The organism is Ignavibacteria bacterium (assembly GCA_017303675.1).
Taxonomy (GTDB): Bacteria; Bacteroidota; Ignavibacteria; order Tepidaquicellales; family OLB5; genus OLB5.
The window spans coordinates 318899-339229 of record JAFLBX010000002.1; the positions used below are offsets into that span (position 1 = coordinate 318899).

18 protein-coding genes, 2 tRNA genes and 1 pseudogene are annotated in these 20331 nt (G+C 35.4%); 15 read left to right on the top strand and 6 right to left on the bottom strand.

Annotation, left to right across the window (positions count from 1 at the left end):
* The first annotated feature begins 4 nt into the window (after nucleotides 1-4).
* From J0M37_10750 to J0M37_10770, 5 genes and pseudogenes are all read left to right on the top strand, one after another.
* Nucleotides 5-1378, top strand: a complete 1374-nt coding sequence (locus tag J0M37_10750) for an efflux RND transporter periplasmic adaptor subunit (GenBank protein ID MBN8585565.1) — start codon at nucleotides 5-7, stop codon at nucleotides 1376-1378.
* Nucleotides 1379-1417: 39 nt separating this feature from the next.
* On the top strand, nucleotides 1418-1870 hold the full coding sequence (locus J0M37_10755; GenBank protein MBN8585566.1) for a heavy-metal-associated domain-containing protein: 453 nt from the start codon (nucleotides 1418-1420) through the stop codon (nucleotides 1868-1870).
* A gap of 17 nt (nucleotides 1871-1887) precedes the next feature.
* Nucleotides 1888-2118, top strand: a pseudogene (locus tag J0M37_10760) (hypothetical protein).
* Between the two features lie 98 nt (nucleotides 2119-2216).
* The gene (locus J0M37_10765; GenBank protein MBN8585567.1) at nucleotides 2217-2417 is read left to right on the top strand and encodes a heavy-metal-associated domain-containing protein; all 201 of its coding nucleotides are present in this window, start codon (nucleotides 2217-2219) and stop codon (nucleotides 2415-2417) included.
* A 13-nt stretch (nucleotides 2418-2430) separates the two neighbouring features.
* Nucleotides 2431-5667 carry an efflux RND transporter permease subunit gene (locus J0M37_10770; protein ID MBN8585568.1) on the top strand — a complete coding sequence of 1079 codons (3237 nt, stop codon included), beginning with the start codon at nucleotides 2431-2433 and terminating at the stop codon, nucleotides 5665-5667.
* Nucleotides 5668-5747: 80 nt separating this feature from the next.
* Here the strand turns inward: J0M37_10770 and J0M37_10775 are convergent.
* From J0M37_10775 to J0M37_10790, 4 genes are all read right to left on the bottom strand, one after another.
* A tRNA-Val gene (locus J0M37_10775) sits at nucleotides 5748-5822 on the bottom strand.
* A 51-nt stretch (nucleotides 5823-5873) separates the two neighbouring features.
* Nucleotides 5874-7151, bottom strand: a complete 1278-nt coding sequence (locus J0M37_10780) for an MFS transporter (protein ID MBN8585569.1) — start codon at nucleotides 7149-7151, stop codon at nucleotides 5874-5876.
* A 32-nt stretch (nucleotides 7152-7183) separates the two neighbouring features.
* Nucleotides 7184-7594 (bottom strand): ATP-binding protein, encoded by a 411-nt coding sequence (locus tag J0M37_10785; protein MBN8585570.1) that lies wholly within the window; start codon nucleotides 7592-7594, stop codon nucleotides 7184-7186.
* A 28-nt stretch (nucleotides 7595-7622) separates the two neighbouring features.
* Nucleotides 7623-7694: transfer RNA gene (locus J0M37_10790), tRNA-Gly, on the bottom strand.
* A gap of 141 nt (nucleotides 7695-7835) precedes the next feature.
* Here J0M37_10790 and J0M37_10795 point away from each other — a divergent pair.
* Nucleotides 7836-8204: a response regulator gene (locus J0M37_10795; protein ID MBN8585571.1), complete on the top strand. Its 369-nt coding sequence runs from the start codon at nucleotides 7836-7838 to the stop codon at nucleotides 8202-8204.
* On the opposite strand, the gene J0M37_10800 is transcribed toward J0M37_10795, so the two are convergent.
* Nucleotides 8205-9215: a hypothetical protein gene (locus tag J0M37_10800; protein ID MBN8585572.1), complete on the bottom strand. Its 1011-nt coding sequence runs from the start codon at nucleotides 9213-9215 to the stop codon at nucleotides 8205-8207. It lies immediately after the preceding gene.
* A 148-nt stretch (nucleotides 9216-9363) separates the two neighbouring features.
* Here J0M37_10800 and J0M37_10805 point away from each other — a divergent pair, with 148 nt between their 5' ends.
* Nucleotides 9364-9891 carry a VCBS repeat-containing protein gene (locus J0M37_10805; protein ID MBN8585573.1) on the top strand — a complete coding sequence of 176 codons (528 nt, stop codon included), beginning with the start codon at nucleotides 9364-9366 and terminating at the stop codon, nucleotides 9889-9891.
* Between the two features lie 69 nt (nucleotides 9892-9960).
* Here the strand turns inward: J0M37_10805 and J0M37_10810 are convergent, their stop codons facing one another.
* A complete protein-coding gene (locus tag J0M37_10810) occupies nucleotides 9961-10383 on the bottom strand; it encodes a hypothetical protein (protein MBN8585574.1) in 423 nt (140 codons plus the stop codon).
* Nucleotides 10384-10559: 176 nt separating this feature from the next.
* On the opposite strand from J0M37_10810, the gene J0M37_10815 reads away from it, so the two are divergent.
* The 8 genes from J0M37_10815 to J0M37_10850 all read left to right on the top strand — a co-directional run bounded on the left by J0M37_10815 (nucleotide 10560) and on the right by J0M37_10850 (nucleotide 20328).
* Nucleotides 10560-12284 (top strand): proline--tRNA ligase, encoded by a 1725-nt coding sequence (locus tag J0M37_10815; protein ID MBN8585575.1) that lies wholly within the window; start codon nucleotides 10560-10562, stop codon nucleotides 12282-12284.
* A 110-nt stretch (nucleotides 12285-12394) separates the two neighbouring features.
* The gene (locus J0M37_10820; GenBank protein ID MBN8585576.1) at nucleotides 12395-13969 is read left to right on the top strand and encodes a glycosyltransferase family 39 protein; all 1575 of its coding nucleotides are present in this window, start codon (nucleotides 12395-12397) and stop codon (nucleotides 13967-13969) included.
* On the top strand, nucleotides 13963-14574 hold the full coding sequence (gene maf, locus J0M37_10825; GenBank protein MBN8585577.1) for a septum formation protein Maf: 612 nt from the start codon (nucleotides 13963-13965) through the stop codon (nucleotides 14572-14574). The genes J0M37_10820 and maf overlap by 7 nt, the downstream gene beginning before the upstream one ends.
* Nucleotides 14575-14593: 19 nt before the next feature.
* Nucleotides 14594-15568 carry a flippase-like domain-containing protein gene (locus J0M37_10830; GenBank protein ID MBN8585578.1) on the top strand — a complete coding sequence of 325 codons (975 nt, stop codon included), beginning with the start codon at nucleotides 14594-14596 and terminating at the stop codon, nucleotides 15566-15568.
* 12 nt (nucleotides 15569-15580) lie between these two features.
* Entirely contained in the window at nucleotides 15581-15994 is a 414-nt protein-coding gene (locus tag J0M37_10835) for a cobalamin B12-binding domain-containing protein (protein ID MBN8585579.1), read from the top strand.
* Between the two features lie 25 nt (nucleotides 15995-16019).
* Nucleotides 16020-17414: a phosphoglucomutase/phosphomannomutase family protein gene (locus tag J0M37_10840; GenBank protein MBN8585580.1), complete on the top strand. Its 1395-nt coding sequence runs from the start codon at nucleotides 16020-16022 to the stop codon at nucleotides 17412-17414.
* Nucleotides 17415-17416: 2 nt separating this feature from the next.
* Nucleotides 17417-19132 carry an SLBB domain-containing protein gene (locus J0M37_10845; protein ID MBN8585581.1) on the top strand — a complete coding sequence of 572 codons (1716 nt, stop codon included), beginning with the start codon at nucleotides 17417-17419 and terminating at the stop codon, nucleotides 19130-19132.
* 26 nt (nucleotides 19133-19158) lie between these two features.
* A complete protein-coding gene (locus tag J0M37_10850) occupies nucleotides 19159-20328 on the top strand; it encodes a hypothetical protein (protein ID MBN8585582.1) in 1170 nt (389 codons plus the stop codon).
* Nucleotides 20329-20331: the final 3 nt, after the last annotated feature.

Below are 20331 nucleotides of genomic sequence, written 5' to 3' on the forward strand. Positions count from 1 at the left end.
TATTATGAATAAACCTATAAAAATAATTATTGGCGTTCTGGCTGCTGTTCTCATAATTGCGGGCGGATATTGGGGATACATTACGTTTATACAGAAAAACGATAATGTCACATCCGGAAACGAAGTGTATACTTGCCCTATGCATCCGCAGATCATCCAGGATAGACCCGGACAATGTCCAATATGCGGTATGGACCTTGTACAAAAAGGAGAAGTTGTTGATGACGAACAAACCGATCATGACCTGGATGGTGCTGATATCAGTACAGTCAAGTTATCTCCCTCGCAACAGGTGCTGGCTAATGTACAGACTGAACGAGTTAAAACTATGCAGTTCCAGGGTGAAAAAACATTTAACGGATATGTAAAAATAAATGAAAGTAAATTTGCACATATTTCTACGGCAGTATCCGGGAAAATTGTTAAAATGTTTATTACATTTGAAGGTGAAGTGGTTAGAAAAGGGCAGAAAGTTATGGAAATTTATTCACCTGAACTCGTATCCACTCAAAAAGAATATCTTCTTGCTATCGATAATTTCAACCGGATCAAGAATAGCGGCAACAGGCTGGCTATTGAACAGGCTCAAAGCCTGGTAACATCTTCAAGGGAAAGACTATTACTTTGGGAAATGACCTATGCGCAAATTGATGAACTGGAAAGGAACAAAGTTGTTAAAAATACTACAATATTGTATTCTAAATATTCAGGTATTATTACTAAAAAATATGTTCATGTTGGTCATTGGGCAATGGCTGGTGAAGATATTTATGATGTAGCAGACCTCTCTTCGGTGTGGGTTATAGCTAATGTATATGAATCAGATATGCAGTATATCAAAAACGGTCAAACCGCCGAAATTTATTCTGCTGCTTACCCGGGTGAAGTATTAAGGGCGAAGATAAATTTTATTAATCCTGTATTTAATCCTGAATCAAGAACTCTTGAAGTTCGTATTGATGTTTCCAACAAAGATATGAAATTAAAGCCCGATATGTATCTGAAAGTTAAGTTAAATACCTACGTTTCTCAATCTATTGGTGTTCCTAAAAATGCTGTGATAAGAACAGGAGATAATAATTATGTTTACATTGAAAAAGAAAAGGGAGTATTTAAACCAATAGAAGTAAAGATTGGCTATGAACAGGATGGATATTATGCTGTAACCTCAGGATTACAGGAAGGAGATCTTGTTGTTATATCGGGTGGCTTCCTGATAGACAGCGAATCGCAGATACAGAAAGGATTTACATCAGGACATGAAAACCATAGTGGTGATCCAAAAAAAGATATTAATGAAGAATTAAAAATTAATCCAAACCAGGATATCCTTAATGATATGAAAGAGAAAAAAACTGAAACAGAACATAAACACTAATATAAAACTAAAATCTGCTATTAGCAGAAGGAGTTAAAAATGAACAAAGTAATAATTAAAACAATCACAATTTCATTCATGGTTTTTGCAGTTCTTCTGATTTTTGGATGCGGCAAAAAGGAAAACACTGAAAACCAAAATGATAAACAGCAATCTAACCAAACAAAAGAGCAGGAAATGCAGAAAACCGCAGATAAGAACGCAGAGCATGTGGAAATAAAACTTCCAACGATACAATGCAGTATATGCAAGAAAAATATTGAAAAAGCTGTAAATAAGGTTCCGGGAACTATAAATGTGAAGGTGGATAAAGATGAAAAAGTAGCTCACATAAATTATGATAAATCTAAAACTGATCTTACGAAGATAGAAAATGCAATTACAATGGCAGGTTATGACGCTAATGATAAAAAAGCTGATCCTACAGCATACCAGAATCTTGATGATTGCTGCAAATTACCAAAAGACCAAAAAGAAAAATCATCACATTAATTTAAACATAATCTAAAATGAAAAACAAAAAAACATTGATATTATCAATCCTGACTTTTTTCCTATCGTTTGCAGGGTTATATGCTTTTTCTCCGAATTCCAATTTTGAAACTGTATATAATGACAAATTTGTATCAATTACTGATTCAACCGAATCAAAGACTTATACATGCCCAATGCACCCGGAAGTAATTTCAGAAAAACCGGGCAAATGTCCTAAATGCGGTATGGATTTAGAGTTAAAAGAAACTGAGAGCAAAAAAGATGAAAAAAAAGACGAAGGAAATAATCATAAGGGTCATCATGGATGTATGGGTCATTAATTAAAATTAAACACAAAAATAAAATGCAGAAAGAAACAATAAAGATCTCAGGTATGACCTGTAATCATTGTATTAAATCTGTTGAAGATGCTATTAAGCAGCTACCTGTTAATAAATATGAAGTAGAGCTCGGTTCACTTTACGTTGAGTATGATCAGGAAAAGTTAACAGAACAGCAGATATCAGAAGCAATTGAAGAAAGCGGATATGAAATAATTCACTGAAAAGAATATTGTTATGATCGAAAAAATAATAGAATTTTCCGCGCGTAACCGATTTCTGATACTTGTGATGTATCTGGTTATTGCTGGTTTTGGAATTTGGTCAGTATACAACACCCCTGTTGACGCAATACCTGACTTATCTGAGAATCAGGTAATTGTGTTTACTGAATGGATGGGAAGAAGTCCGCAAATTATTGAAGACCAAATAACCTATCCATTAACGCAAAATCTGCAGGGAATCCCTAAAGTAAAAGCAGTTCGTTCTCAGTCAATGTTTGGAATGAGCTTCATTTATGTAATTTTTGAAGATAACGCCGAAATTTATTGGGCAAGAAGCCGTGTACTTGAAAAACTTAACCAGGTGCAAAATACCCTGCCCCTAGGAGTAACTCCGGTAATGGGTCCTGATGGAACGGGGGTAGGTCATGTTTTCTGGTATCACTTAAAAAGTGATAAGTACGATCTGGGTGAGCTTAGAGCTTTGCAGGATTATTATCTGAAATATCAGTTAACATCAGTTGAAGGTGTAGCAGAGGTTGCTTCAATTGGCGGATTTATAAAACAGTACCAGGTTGATATAGATCCTGCTAAACTTTCTTCTTACGGAATCGGAATTAATGATGTTGTTAACTCAATCAGAAACAGCAATAAAGATGTAGGCGGAAAAAACCTGGAATCAAGCGACAAAGAATTTTTTATCAGAGGGAAAGGCTATATTCAAACCCCTTATGATATAGAAGAGATTACAATAAAAGATACAAAGTTCGGTATACCTGTAAGAATTAAAGATCTTGGAACTGTACAGATTGGCGGTGATACCAGACGGGGCTTGCTTGATATGAACGGTGAAGGGGAAGTTGTTGGCGGTATTATAGTTATGCGGTATGGTGAAAATGCATCGGATGTTATTGACAGAGTTAAAGAAAAGCTTGCTGAACTTGAAAAAGGACTGCCTGAAGGTGTTAAAATAGAAACTTCATATGACAGGAGCGATTTAATACATAGTGCAATCAACACACTCAAAGACTCTTTAATAGAGGAAGCAATTGTAGTCAGCCTGATAGTTATGATATTTTTATTTCACTGGCGGAGCGCAATCAGAATTATTATTGAAATACCTGTCTCAATCCTTATAGCATTTATTCTGATGAAACAGTTTAATATTACTTCAAATATAATGAGCCTTGGAGGTCTCATTATCTCTATTGGAGTACTTGTTGACGCTTCGATAGTGATGGTCGAAAATGCATACCGAAACCTGGCAGCAGCTTCGTTAAACGGAGGAACCATAGATTATACGGAAATTTCAGTTAAATCAGCTAAACAGGTAGGCAGGGCTATATTTTTTTCAATTGGAATTATAGTAGTATCATTTCTACCTGTATTTTTACTTGAAGGCCAGGAGGGAAAGCTTTTTCATCCTCTGGCATTTACCAAAACATTTGCCCTGGCAGGTTCAGCAATTATTACAATTACACTCGTTCCAATGCTTATGACCTTATTCATGCGCGGCAAATTTTATCCTGAGAATAAAAACCCCGTAAGTAAATTCTTCAGAATGCTATATGAACCTGTTTTAAACCTTGCGCTAAAATACCGGAAAACAACTCTTGCCATAAATGTATTGGCATTATTGATAACTGTTCCATTAGTTATGAACCGCGGTTCCGAATTTATGCCTTCTCTTGATGAAGGAAGTCTTTTATTTATGCCTACGACCCTGCCTAATGTTTCAATCACAGAAGCAAAAAGAATAATGCAGATGCAGGATAAGATCATTAAATCTGTTCCTGAAGTTGCTCACGTACTTGGTAAAGTTGGAAGGGCTGATACTCCTACTGATCCTGCGCCTATGAATATGATTGAAACTATTATAATACTGAAAGATAAATCTGAATGGCGCGAAGGATTAACTAAGAACGATATAATTGCAGAGCTTAACTCAAAAATGCAGATACCCGGTGTTGGCAACGCGTGGACTCAGCCTATTATAAACAGAATAAATATGCTTTCTACCGGTGTAAGGACTGACCTTGGCATTAAAATATTTGGTGATAACCTTGATACCCTTGAAAAATTAGCAATAGATGCCGAGGAGATAGTAAAGAAGGTCAACGGAGCAGCTGATGTATTTGCGGAAAGAACTCAGGGCGGTAAATATATTGATATAGATATCAAGCGTGATGTTATTTCAAGGTATGGATTGAATGTTGGCGATGTGCAGGATGTAATAGAAACTGCAATTGGCGGTGAAAACATTTCTAACACAGTAGAAGGCAGAAGAAGATTCCCGATACGTGTAAGATACTTCAGGGATTACAGGGAAGATATCGATAAATTAAAAAATATATTGGTAACCGTAGGCTCCTCTGGTTCATCAATGCAGGAGGATGCAGGTTCAGAAATGAGCAACTCTTCTGTATCAAACAGTTCCGAAAGTAATGTTTTCCAGATTCCGCTTGGGGAATTGGCAGATATTAAAATAACATCGGGACCTCCTATGATATCCAGTGAAAATAATATGCTCCGCTCAATAATATTCCTGAATGTCCGAGGGCGCGATATGGGCGGCTTTGTAAATGAAGCAAAGGATGTTCTGGATAGAAAATTTGCTCCTAACTTACCAAAAGGTTATTATTATACATGGAGCGGACAGTGGGAAAACCAGATTAGGGCTAAAGAACGCCTGGAGATTGTTATGCCTATTGTTTTCCTGATAATTTTTGTAATGCTTTATATGGTTTTTAAAAATTTCCTTGAATCTATTCTTGTTATGTTATCTGTGCCGTTTGCTTTAATAGGAGGAGTGTACCTGATGACTATGCTTGATTATAATTTTTCTGTAGCTGTGTGGGTTGGGTTTATTGCGTTGTACGGTCTGGCTGTTGAAACAGGTGTAGTTATGGTTATATATCTGCATGAAGCTTTGGATAAAAAATTAATCGAAAAAAATGATATATTGACAACAAAGGATATTGTTGATGCAACAAAAGACGGCGCAATATTAAGACTTAGACCAAAATTGATGACAGTCGCTACAAACCTGATAGGTTTAGTCCCGATTATGTGGGCAACCGGTACAGGCGCTGATCTTGCAAAACCAATCGCAGTTCCAATGATTGGCGGAGTTATTACTTCAGCTATTCATGTGCTTTTTGTAACACCGATAATCTTTGTAATGATAAAAGTTTACTTGAACAAACGAGGAAAACTGCATAAATCGGATATGGCAAAGTTTATGGTGCATTGATTGTTGTTCATCAATTACATTGTGTAGTCGACAAATTATATAATAAAAAAGCCCAAATCGTCTGATTTGAGCCTTATCTGTGGGCAGTGAGGGATTCGAACCCCCGACATCTTGCTTGTAAGGCAAGCGCTCTGAACCAGCTGAGCTAACCGCCCTTACTTTTGGTAAAGTTATACAAAATTACAGCTTTTTTTAATATCTTCAAGTCAGTTTTTAAGTTTTCTGCTGTCTTTCCACATCATTATTCCGCCCAGCAAAAACAGCAGGGCTGAGAGGTAAAATGAATATTCAATATCAAATATCTTCATAACTGCATAACCGAGGGCAGGACTGAAAATTCCGCGCACGCCTGTTAAAGTTATATGTACAGCCTGGTAATTGGATACTTCGTTCTTTGGCGCGTAAAAAATTGAGCTTAGCGCCCATGCAATTGTAACTCCGCTCATAGCGAAGCCGAATATAAAAAATGAGATGTACACTACAATATCAGTATCAGTAATTAATCCCATTGAAACAAAATGTTTCGCAGAGACCAGTACCAGAGGGAACAGAGCGAGGATACTGAACACATACCCGCAGAACTTTGCAGGATTACCTGTGCCGTGATACCTTCCCATAAGCGGGGTAAAAATTATCAAAGCTGAGTGAAATATCAATCCTTTTGCAAATGAAATAGGGGAATAAGAGAGCTTCAGGTTATCTACCAAAAAAACCGGGATAACCGGCGAAAGCACCATGAATGCCATTCCGTATAAAAAGAAATAAGCCTCAAACCTGAGGAATGGTTTATTTTCCCTGAAAATCCTGGCTGTGTTCCTAAGCGGAAGTACTGCAATATCTTTTATCAGCCTTATGCTGTAATATGTTTTCTGCTTTTTGTTTTTGCCTGAATAATCATCCATGCTCAGATTGATCATCCTGGCAAGGCTCCAGTAAACCAGTATACCGAAAACACCGGCTGCAGGAAATAATATTTTATAAACTGAGCTGTTCATATCGAGAAGATATCCGGAGACAGTAGTTACTATCAAAACAAATACTGTTTGAAAGGAAGTAGCATAGGAATACAGCCTGCTTCGGTTCTTTTCTGAGTAGTTATGTTTAAAAACTATGTTCCATATTGAAAGCAAAAGTGCATCAAGGTATGCGCCTACAGCTATGCAGGCTATGTAGTAAACGGGATTTTCAAATAACGGAAGAATTATAAGAAATGATTTTGCGGTAATGCCAATAAGCAGTATTGTTTTTGCACGGCTTCTTGAACGGTTAACAAGCTCACTTCCGTATATAGAAAATAAAAATGAAGAGCTTACAAGAAGCGAAAGTATCATTACCTGGAAATCGGTGCCGCCAAGTGTTTTTTTAAGAATTACATCCTGAAGCAGAACAACACCAATTGCAATTCCGCTGAAGATCTGCGAGATCAGATGAAGTGTAAAGGTCTTTTTTTCCAATGAGTGAAGGCCGGAACTATCGTTATCCAATATTTTGAATTACTTACCCGTTGTTTTAGATATTAGTTAATGTTTAATGAAGGAAATTCGTTATGGAATATATTTATATTTACCTTACTGCCGTATTTATTCTTTAAGTAAGCTCCAAGCTTTTCTGCTGAATAAACTGAACGGTGCTGTCCGCCTGTACAGCCAAAGCTGAACATTAAATTCGCGAACTCCCTATACAGGTAATTATCAACCGCTGCAGAGGAAATTGAATAAACATTTTTCAAAAAGTCCTGCATTACATCATTGCTGTCAAGAAATTCTATAATTGCACTATCTTTACCCGTAAGAGATTTAAATGATTCTTCTCTGCCGGGATTATATATAAACCTGCAATCGAATACAAAACCGCCTCCATTAGATGAACTATCCGCTGGAATCCCGCTCTTTTTGTAGCTGAATGAGTAAATATTTATGTTGAGCAAATAATAACAGGTCCTTTAACTTTTTTTGAGCGGGAGACGAGACTCGAACTCGCGACGTCCACCTTGGGAAGGTGGCATTCTACCACTGAATTACTCCCGCTTAAAATTTAAACATTGTTAACAAAAATACCAAAAATTTGTTTCCTTTACAATTTATATCAAATTCTGATTTTCATAGATTTAATACAGTATTATTATTAATTTACAATAACATAATTCCCGTAATTAATTTTTTATCTTAATGACAAAGAATAAAATTGCAGTTGTTGAAGATGAAGGTATTGTCGCAATGGATATCAGCAAGTGCCTTGCAAGCCTTGGCTATGAAGTAACGTTTATTTCTGATTCTGGTGAAAAAGTACTTGAACTTGTTAAGGAATCTCTGCCTGACCTGATTCTAATGGATGTTGAGCTTAAAGGGCAGCTGAACGGACTTGATACTGCAAGATTGCTTCGGGAAAAGTACAGCATACATATTGTATTTTTAACAGCGTTTGAAGATGAAACAACTCTTAACAGGATCGGGGAATTAAGCCCGGATGGCTACCTTGTAAAACCATTTGAAGATGACCAGCTGGAAAATACATTGAAACGTGTTTTAAAGAATTGATCATTCCCCGCCCATTGATGAGTGTATGATAGTACCGCTTTCACCGGCTATCCATCCATATTGCGGTGAAACAAAAAAACATTTTCTTAAAAAATTAGCAGTTGGTGTACTCTTTCTTGTAAAGTTATTACCTGCATCATATGTTTTATAAACAGCCCCAATATCCCCGGTTAGAAACCCTGTACTTTCATTTATAAAAAAAACCGATGTGAACTCATCTGTTGCAGGCGGCGGAAGAATGACCCAGTTAACACCTTTGTTTGTAGTTTTTAGTAAAGTACCTGTCTGCCCGCATGAATATCCTGTATTTGCATCGGTAAAAAAAATTGATTTAAGAGTGTTTTGAGAAGGTGTCTGCTGTAAGCTCCAGCTTGAGCCGTAATCACTGCTGAAATAAACAGTTCCAAAATCTCCGCAAATGAAAGCCTCCCCGTTTAAAGTAACATCAATGCTGTAAAGCGTACCTGAAAATGGCAAGCTGATTATTTGCCAATTGAGCCCTGCATTTGTTGTTTTAATTATTGTTCCGTTAATACCTGATGAAATTCCGGTTTGGCTGTCATAGAAAATAATGTCATACAGGAAGTTTGATGTTATCACAGGCAAAAGAGCCCAGTTTTCTCCGGCATCCGTTGTTTTTATTATATTGCCAAGTGAACCGCAGGCATATCCGGTATTTTGACCTGTAAAGAAAATTGAGTTTAAACTTGCTGCTGATACAGGAACCGGTTTTTTATGCCATGAAGCTCCGCCATCGGTGGTTTTTATTATTTTACTGCTGTCATTTGGGAATGAATTACCGCATGCATAGCCTGTCAGTGAATCTGTAAAATATATTCCTTTGAGATTATTTGTTATATTTGTTGATTGCTTTATCCAGGAAGAGCTTTCAGCGGGAGGAATTAACGGGTCTGACTCTTTATTGCAGCAAATTAAGGTTGTTATAAATAAAGCAATTATTGAAAAGTTAACCGGGAAATAAAATATTTTCTTGATTTTTTTAATATTCATCTGAATTTGCAAATTACTTATTATGCAAATAATATTCAATTTAAAATTATTCAAAACCGCAGAACTTAGAACAGTGTATGCTTGTTTTATTAATGAATAATAGATATATTTAAAAAATTTATATTTAAAATAATCATTAGATAATCAAATGAAAAAATTAATTTTTACCGCAATTCTGTTATTTATGTCAGTTGGTTTCTTTCCTGTAACAAAAGCAGATTCTCCCGTAAAAACCTTTTCTAATGATGATATCAAAAAAATTACAGGTGCTTATCTGGAAGGTAAGCTTGATTTTGAAAACCCTGTAATGGTGGATGTTGACAGTGACGGCGATTTCGACGCTTTAAAATTCAATGACGGGAATGTATCATATTATAAAAATATGGGCACCAATGAAGCGCCTTCGTTTGTTCTGGAAAATGAAAATTACGAAAAATACAGCAGAACGTTTTTTGTTGAGCCTAAGATGCCTTACCCGATGTTCTTTGCTGATAAAGATGGTGATGGCGATATGGATATGTTTGTAGTAAAGGATAAAAGCTATAATTCCTCCGAAAAGAAAGTTGAATACAAAATTTCAAGCGCCGAAAATTCGATGGACCTGAGTACAGGAACACTTATAACAATTATTCTTGTACTTGTGATAGTGCTGCTGGTTCTTGCAATTATCAGGTAAAAAAGTAAATTTTGGAATAAAAAAAGGGAGCTGAGTTCAGCTCCCTTTTCTTTTTATATGAATAAAAATTTAATCAATTATTAATTTTGAACTTTCTTTAATATCGCCTGCAGAAAGTACACAAGTGAAGTTGCCCTTTCCGAAATTTTCAGGACTAATATTAATTTCGTATGTCCCGGCAGCCAGATTATTGTAAATATAGGTTCTCACCAAATTATTAGAGTTATCATAAACTGAAATATTCACATAAGAAGATGAAGGCAGTTCGAATTTGATCTGATTTTGCGAAACCTGGTAAATATTATATTCTTTTTCTATTACAACCCTGTTTTCTATTCCTGCAACTGAACCATCCGGGAAATTAACTTCCCTGAACTGCTGAGCAAACAATATATTTGTATTGGCAAATATAAATAAGGCTCCCATCATTGCCAGTGCCAATATTATATTAAATTTCTGCAATCTGTTGTTATTTCTTTCTTTATTAGACATTTTTGTTTTCCCTTTTGGTAAATATACCATTAATTAGCTACGTAAAATTATTATTTATCTAACCCCATTTCAATACCTGTAAAGGGGTATAAACTTTGTAAGTATGTAATTAATCGCTAATTTCATTGAGATTTTTGCTAAAAAAAGATATATTTGTCTAAATTTTAAATAAATAAATGAAATTCAGCCAATATTTTCTTCCAACATTAAAAGAAGTACCTTCGGATTCTGTAATTCCTTCACATATATTAATGGTTAGAGCCGGAATGATCAGGCAGTTGACTGCCGGTGTATATTCATACCTTCCCCTGGGATTAAGAGTTTTTAAAAAAGTAGAAAAAATCGTGCGTGAAGAGATGAATGCAATCGGCGGCTCGGAATTTTATTTACCGGCGCTTTCACCTAATGAATTGTGGGCTGAAACCGGCAGGCTGGAAGACTATGGAGACGATATTTTCAGGATAAAGAACAGGGAGCTGGTTCTTGCTCCGACTCACGAGGAAGTATTTACATCGCTTGCTAAGCCAAACCTGATCTCATACAAGCATCTGCCCCAGATATGGTACCAGATTCAGACAAAGTTCCGCAATGAACCGCGTCCAAGGGGTGGTGTTCTGAGGGGAAGGCAGTTCACAATGAAAGATGCATATTCTTTTGATGCTACATGGGAAGGACTTGATGAATCATATAACAAACATGCTCAGGCTTACAGAAATATATTCACAAGATGCGGGCTAAGATTTTTTACAGTATCAGCTTTCAGCGGAGCTATGGGCGGCAGTGAATCAGAAGAATTTATGGTTGAAGCTGATTCAGGTGAAGATACTGTAGTTATAAGTTTAGATAATACTTATGCCTCAAATATTGAAGTTGCTTCTTCATTCACTGTTAAAGTAGATAGAAAAGATTCCGGGCTGGCTTATGAAGAGTTCCATACTCCCAATATCAAGAGTATTGATGAGCTTGCCGGATTTTTAAACTTAACAGACCGTTCAAGGCTTGCCAAATCAAGATTGTTTGTAATTCCTGCAAAAGATGCACGTAAAAAAGATGAATACTTGCTCGCACTTGTATGCGGCGATGATGAAGTAAGCGAAACTAAGCTGGCGGGCATTTTTCCGGGAATAAGACCGGGACATCCGGAAGAGCTAATGGAAATTGCAGGAGCAAATGCCGGCTCAATCGGACCTGTTAATTTCAAAAATAAAGATGTTAAAATAATTGCTGATAAGAGACTTGAGGATGCAGATGAGCTGATCAGCGGTGCATGTAAAAATGATTATCACATCAAAAATATTGACCTTAAAAGGGATGTCAGCGGAATTAAATATTATGATATAAGGCAGGTTAAGGATGGTGAAAAAACCACAGACGGAAATTCGTCATTAAGATTGACAAAAGCTATAGAGGTTGGTCATATTTTTAAGCTTGGCACCAGGTATGCTGAAGCTTTGGGCGCTAAATATCTGGATGTTAATGGCAAAGAAAATGTTATTATCATGGGCAGTTATGGAATCGGAATTGAACGTATTGCTGCTGCGTATATTGAACAAAATCACGATAAAGACGGTATTATCTGGAGCGGTGAAATTTCACCTTTCAGCATTCATTTAATAAGTGTCAATAAAAAGGCAGATGCGATAAAAGAAGCTGCCGAAAAACTGTATAATGAATTATCTTCAAAAGGTTATGAAGTATTGTTCGATGACAGAGATGATATAAGTCCGGGTGTAAAATTCAAAGATGCAGACCTGATAGGTATCCCACTGCAGCTTGTTGTAAGTGATAAAAACATGAAAAACGATGAAATTGAAGTGAAATTCAGAAGAACCGGAGAAAGGGTAAAAGTTAATTTTTCATCTATTATTGATAAGCTTCCCGGGTTAATGGAAAATATATAATATTGATATTTATCTAAAAAATTGTAATTTTACAAAACAATTCAATAATCTACAGGGTCAAATCTATAGCAAAAAGTTTATACCATTCTTTTTAAACTAAATTAAAATTTTTGGGATTAAGTTTATCTAACAGGCAGTTATTTACCTTCGGGCTTGTTGTATTGTTAATTGGCGCAGTTATTGGCAGCGTCAGCTTAACATATCCTTTCGGCAGAGACCAGGCTATTTATGCATATGCAGGTAAAATGCTGCTTGAAGGAAAAATGAATTACCTTTACGTTTTTGACCTTAAGCCTCCCGGGATTCACTTCTTATTTTCACTTATCCAGCTTATTTTCGGGGAATCAATGTTCAATGCAAGGATTTTTGATATCCTGTGGCAATCGATAACCGCATTTTTAATTGCACTAATTTCTTTCCGCCTCCAGGCCGGAAGATTACTTTCGATACTCTCATCATTTTTTTATTTATTCCTGTACTATAGGCTGGATTATTGGCACACTCTTCAGGCTGATGGTGCATTGAACTTATTTTTCGCTGCCGCTGTGCTGCTGTTACTGGGCAGTTATAAATTACACTCATTTGCAAAAATTTTTCTGGCAGGTTTATTGTTTGCGGCAGCACTTGTTATAAAATATACTATCATTACGTTTGTTCCATTTTTATTCATAGTATTCATTGCAGATAAAAAAATATTATTGAGTTTAAGGCTTAAAAATATTTTGGTTTTTTCTCTTGGGGCTGCATTTACAGGATCATTAATTTTTGCAGTATATTACTTCAGCGGAGCGCTGAGCGCTTTCCTGGATATTCAGTTAGTGCAGACCCCGTTATACACTAAAATAGCATATGAAACCGAACAGGCAGGCTATATTTCTTCACAAATATTGAAATTATTCTTTTATTCAGCCTATTCACCTTTAATAATATTATCATTTTTCGCTCTGCTTTATACCGTTATTTACAAGGCAGCAGATTTCAGAAATCTTTTAATCTTTGCATGGATACTTTCATCATTAATTAGCCTGATAATTCAATGGAAGTTTTATTATTATCATTTCCTTGTAATTATTCCGCCGATCTCAATTGGCGCTGTGTATGGACTTTCGCTTTTAAAAAATCATTTTAAAAACAAAAGAATTGTATATAGAATTATATTACTGGTTTTTATAAGTGGATTTACAATATTCGGATTCAAACCTTACATTGGCAATTATGATACCTTGTTTAGTTATTTATCCGGCAAAGAAGATCTGAAAAGCGTTTATATTAAGAACGGCTTTACCAGTGATTCCGTTTTTATGATAAGTAAAACGTTTAAAGCGGTTGATATAGTTAAACAGAATTCGAATATTAATGACGGTATATATGTTTGGGGATTCGATCCGCTGATATATTATCTATCTGACAGGAAATGTACCTCGAGGTTTATCTACAATTTTCCATTGTTATGGAAAGGGGAGAATTCTTCTTTCAGGAAAGAGTTTATGGATGAATTAAATAAGCAAGAGCCAAAGCTCATTGTTGTAGCTGCAAATGATCCATTGTATTATATATCCGGTTATAATGAGGATTCAAAAATGCTGATTCAGCGTTTTCCTGAATTTAACGAGTTTTTAAATGCCAGGTATGACTTTAAAACAAAAGCTGATGATTATGAAATTTATGAATTGAAAAAATGGTAAGGAAAAGAATGCAAAAAAAACGAATAATATTGGCTTCAGGCTCACCAAGAAGAAAATTGCTGTTAAGAGCACTATTAAATAATTTTGGATTGAAGTTTGATGTAATACAAGCTAATATTGTTGAATATATACCTCAAAATGTTAAAAAATTCGGTAATTTTGCAGCAAATTTGGCTGAACTCAAAGCACTTGAGGTCGCAGTACGTAAAAATGGTGTTATAATTGCTGCTGATACTATAGTTGTTTATAAAGGTAAAGTACTAGGAAAACCAATAGATAAAAAAGATGCAGAAAAGACCTTAAAATTGTTAAGCGGAAATGAACACAGTGTTTATACAGGCTTGGTTATTTATGATACATATGATAATAAAATGTATAAAACTTATGAGATTACGAAGGTTACATTCAGAAAAATTTTAAAAAGTGAAATAAAGTTTTATGTCAGCGGCGGCTCTCCAATGGATAAAGCCGGCGCATACGGAATTCAGGATGACCTGGGAAGTACATTTGTTCGGAAAATTTCTGGTGATTATTTTAATGTAGTAGGGTTACCATTACAGAAATTATATCTTGGATTGAATAAGTTCATTAAATTGATAAATTGATTTATTAGAAAAAAATTGATTGTACCAGAAGTATAAGAAAAAAATATTGTTTTCAGTTGTGTTAGGGGCTGTTGTTTTTCTGGGTTTGAGTATTTACGCAAATTTTGAGGAACTTATGGAAGCATTTGGTTTGTATAATTGGCTGATGTTTCCGTTTATTTTGCTTCTTTCATTATGTAATTATTGTTTCAGGTTCTTAAGATGGGAGTATTACACAAAAGTACTCGATATAAAAATTGAACGCAAACTAAGCTTTTTGATATTTTTATCTTCTTTTATTATGTCAGTTACACCGGGTAAAATAGGAGAAGTATTTAAATCATACCTGTTAAAAGAACAAAACGGAACCCCTGTTAGTAAAAGTGCTCCAATTGTTTTTGCTGAAAGAATTACTGATTTTCTTTCACTGGTTTTATTAAGCCTGACCGGAGCGCTGATGTTCGGTTACGGCACGAATCTAATACTAGGCTTTGGTATATTTTTTGTATTACTGGTGTTTGTAATAAGCAATAAAAAGCTTTCTTACGCAATATTGGGTGTGCTGGAAAAATTCAAATTTATTGCCAGGATCTCACATAAACTGCATACAGCTTATGACAGTATTTACCAAATGGTAAAATTTAAGGAATTAATAATAACCATTATTTTAAGTATTTTTGCATGGGCTTTTGAATGTTTAAGCTTTTACCTGGTGATAAACGGGTTCACGGTATTAGGCGCTCCGCATATTGATATATTTATAGCAACATTTATTTATGGCTTTGCAACAATTGCAGGAGCAATAACAATGCTGCCCGGGGGCCTGGGTGCTACTGATGCCAGTATGACTGGGTTATTGGTATTGCTGGCAATACCAAAGAGTGTTTCTGTAGCTGCAACTTTGATAATTAGGGCAGCTACTTTATGGTTTGCGGTAATAGTGGGAATTATCGCAGTCATGTTTTATCAGAAAATTTCCCATAAAAATATTAATGAAATTGTTCTGGAATCATAGTAAAAAATCATTATGGAAAGAAAAATTCGTGTAATTATTGCAAAAGCCGGCCTGGATGGACATGACAGGGGTGCAAAAGTCATAGCAGCCGCTTTCAGAGATGCAGGTATTGAAGTAATATACCTTGGCTTAAGACAAACCCCTGAAATGATCGTTGAAGCAGCTTTGCAGGAAGATGCTGATGCTATCGGTATAAGTATTTTAAGCGGTGCGCATATGACCGTATTTAAAAAAATACTGGATACTATGAAGAATAAAAAGCTGGATAATGTTTTGTTATTTGGCGGCGGAATTATTCCAAAAGAAGATATTGAAAAATTAAAAGCTCTTGGTGTAGGAGAGCTGTTTACTCCGGGTACACCAACCACTGAAACAATAGAATATGTAAAAAATTGGGTCAGTGAACACAGAGCTCTGGAAGTTTAATAACAATTTTAAATTAAAATATTAAATGGCAATCAAATTCGGTACTGATGGCTGGAGAGCAGTCATTGCAGATGAATATACTTTTGAAAATTTAAAGAAAATATCAAAAGCTACAGCTATAGCTTTTGAAAAACATCCCAAAATAAACAATGGAATAGTTGTTGGTTACGATACCAGATTTCTTTCAAAAGAATTTGCGGAATGTTCCGCGGAAGTATTTGCAAACCATGGTATTAAGGTTTATTTAACTGATTCTTTTGTAACCACGCCAACTGTATCTTTGCTTAGCAGGGATAAAAATCTTGCTTACGGTGTAATGATAACATCATCGCACAACCCGGCAAAATATAACGGGTTCAAGCTTAAAGATGAATTTGGCGGTTCAATGGGTCCTGTACATTTAAATATAATTGAAGAAAAGCTTAAACAAGCAGATTCATTTAATTACGGCACAGGTAGCTTGGAAGAATTTATTAAATCCCGAAAAATTGAATATATTAAAGGCAAGGATTATTACAGGGATACTTTAAAGGAAAAGATCGATACAGAAACGATAAATTCTTCCGGTATAAAAATTATTTATGACGCAATGTTTGGCTCAGGACAGGGAATGATGGATGGTATTATCAATATTACTGCACTTAGAAATGAAGTGAATCCATCATTTGGTGGCTCAAGTCCGGAACCTGTTCAGAAAAATCTCTCCCTAATTTCAGATGAAATGAAAAGCGGTAACTATGATATCGGTATTGTAACAGATGGTGATGCTGACCGAATTGCGATATTTGATGAAAACGGAGAGTTTGTTGATGCGCAAAAGACCTTTGCACTGCTTTTAACTTACATGGTAGAAAACAAAAAAATGACCGGCGGGGTAGTGCGCGGATTTTCTTCAAGTGATGTTATAAAAGAAATATGTGAAGAATACGGCCTGAAATTATATACAGTACCAATCGGTTTTAAATATATCTCTGAGCTTATGATAAAAGAAGATATTTTAATCGGAGCTGAAGAGAGCGGCGGTATTGGACTAAAACATCATTTGCCTGAACGTGATGGTATATTCAATGGTATGATGTTTTCGGAGATGCTGTCTGTGAAAAAGAAAAAAATGAGCGAGCTTATTGCTGAAATTGAAAATAAATACGGTAAGTATTATTATAAAAGGATTGATCAGCATCTTTCAAGCAATGAGCTTAAGTCAGAGCTGATTGAGCTTACCAAAGGATTGAAGGAAGTTGCGGGAATTGAAGTTGTAGGCATTGATACTCTTGACGGCTGTAAGCTTCTGTTCAAAAACGGCTGGCTGCTGGTAAGAGCATCGGGAACAGAACCTTTGCTTAGAATTTATACCGAAACAACCGGTGAAAATAAAACCGAAGAAATTTTAACAGATATTAAAAAGAAGTTTAAACTATAAGAATGACAATTAAACTAAATTTATTTTTGGCATTTGTTTTCACGGTAGTGATAATGAATGTGTTTTCACAAAGCGGTTTGAATGATAAGGATCCTACTTCCAAAAGTAATCCGCTAAAACAGCTTGACCTTAATATGAATACCAATAAAATGGATCTTCAGAATTTTGATATCCTTAAACAGATCGAGCCATCTGCTAACACAAGTACTATTTATAATGATCAATTGCTGGAAGGAGCGATTGATGCCGGCAAATATATCATAGGTCCAAATGATATATTTTCTTTAGGTATATGGGGTGTAGTGAATACTCCTTTACCACTGGCAGTAAGCCCTGAAGGCTCATTGATAATACCATCTGTTGGCGAAGTTGCTGTTTCAGGACTGACATTAGCAGAAGCTAAAAGCAGGGTAATAACAGCAGTAAAAAAACGCTTCATATCGGCTGAAATTACTTTAACTCTTGTATCACCTCGAAGGTTTCTGGTAACAGTAACTGGTGTTGGACAGGGTACATACCCGACATCTGCAATTATGAGAGCCAGTTCTTTAATTGCATTTATTTTCAGTGATAGTTTATCTTTAATGAAATCCGGAACTACACCCGGTGAAAGATATAATTTCAGCTTCAGAAATATTAAGCTTAAACGAAAAAACGGTGAAATACAGAGAATTGATCTGTATGAATATTTCGCAACCCAGAATGAGCGGTATAATCCGTTTTTAAGGGAAGGGGATGTGATCACTCTTCAAAAATACGATTGGGAAGGAAAGTTTGTAGCGGTTCAGGGGGCGGTTCAGTTCCCCGGTATTTTTGAGTATATCCCGGGTGATGACCTTGAAACAGCAATGCAATTGGTAAGAGGAGTAGCTTCTGTAGCAAATTTAGATAGTATCACTGTTTCAAGGATGGATCCAACTGCTACGAAAATGGAAAAGATCTATCTGAATTTTGAAAAGGATAAAAATTTTAAATTAGAGCCAAATGACAGAGTGTATGTGAATGCTCATGCAGAAGTAAGGCGTGATTTTAGAGTATTAGTACTTGGTGAAGTTGTAAGACCCGGCAATTATCCAATAACGTTGAATACGACCAGGCTCTCTGATATTATCAATGAGGCTGGCGGATTACTGCCTAATTCTTATTTGCCGAATTCCGAAGTTTATAGAAAAATTGATACTTTCTTTATCCAAACAAAGAACAGGGATACGCTTGAAAATGTATATACCCGGAGATTAAATGATATTGTATCCAATAAAGAAGAAAAGGAAAGCTTTGACCAGGACCTTCTATATAAAATCGGCAGAGTAAATGTGGACTTCGTTAAGCTTGAAAAAGGAGATAATTCTCAGGATATTATATTAAAACATGGTGATATTGTATATATAGCTGATAATAAAAAAGATGTTTATGTATATGGTCAGGTCAACAGGCCCGGATTTGTTCCATACAAGGAAGGGGCTGATGCCCAGTATTACATTGATGCAGCAGGAGGATATGGAGAACGAGCTGATGAAGATGAGATCCGGGTCATAAAATTTAAGACCAGGGAGTGGCTGGAACCTGAAGAAGCCACAATTCAATCCAGTGATTTTGTATATGTTCCCAGAATAATTAAACGGGATTTTGCTTATGATATAGATCTTATATCAAAAGTTGCAGGAGTAATTGTAAGCGTTATTACATTAACATTATTGGTAATTCAATCACAAAAGTAGAAAGAAAAATTTTGGAACACAATACATTGAAAGATGAAAATAATGTAAATTCTAAACCCTTAACATTAATTGAATTGATTTCTATATTTTTGAAAAACAAGGGAAATATCCTAATATCAACATTGATCGTTTTGGTGGTATCTGTTGTTGTGTATTTCTTTGTACTTGATCTAATATATCTTTCAACTGCAACAATAAAAAGCAGCGGGAAAGGCGGGGGTTTATTAGGGTCATTAAATGTTGATGTGCCTGATCTTAGTTCATTAGATGATATAGGTTTAAGTGGTTCTAAAACGGTAAAAGAACTTGCTGCTTATGAAGAAATACTCAATAGCAGAAGATGCATAGAAGCACTAATTTTAAAATTTGGATTAAAAGAACGCGAAGAGTTTGATTTTATGGAAGATCTCGTAAAAGATTTCAGAGAGAACAGACTTGAGATCAAAATTGAAAAACTGGCGGGAGTAATGTATGTCGGAGTTTATGACAAGGATCCTGTTTTGGCAAAAGAAATGGTAGAGTTTTTGCTGGAAGAATTGAATAAAATAAATATCGAAATGAATGTTCTGGAAGCAAAAAACAACAGGGAGTTTATAGAAAAACGATATTTACAGGCCAAAGAGGATTTAACCAAGACTGAAGATACATTAAAATCGTTTCAACAGATTTATGGAATAGCGCCGGATTTGTTAATCAAAGCTTCTGCACAATCAGTTTTTACTCTTGAAGCTGAATTAAAATCTGAAGAGGTAAAATTAGATGTTGTCCGGAAAATATTAAGTTCAGATCAACCCGAAGTTAAATTGCAGGAAGAAAAAGTTAAATCATTAAAAAATAAGATATCTGAAATACAAAATTCCACGGATTTGAATGATTTTTTAAGGCTTGGGAATTCACCTCAAATTGCGATGAGTTTTCTTCGTATGAGCCGAGATGTTGAAATCCAAACTAAGATAATAACATTTTTGCTGCCCCTTTATGAACAGGCTAAAATTGAAGAACAAAGAGAAACGCCTACTGTTCTTATACTTGATAAGCCATATGTTGCTGAAAGGAAGAAAAAGCCAAAGAGATTAACAATGGTCATTATCTGGACTTTTATAGGGTTTGTAAGTGCATTTTCGTATTTTGTATTTAGAGAAAAGTATTATCAGTTTAAGTCCAGAATCGAAATTGAAAATTCAGTTAAGAAATAATTA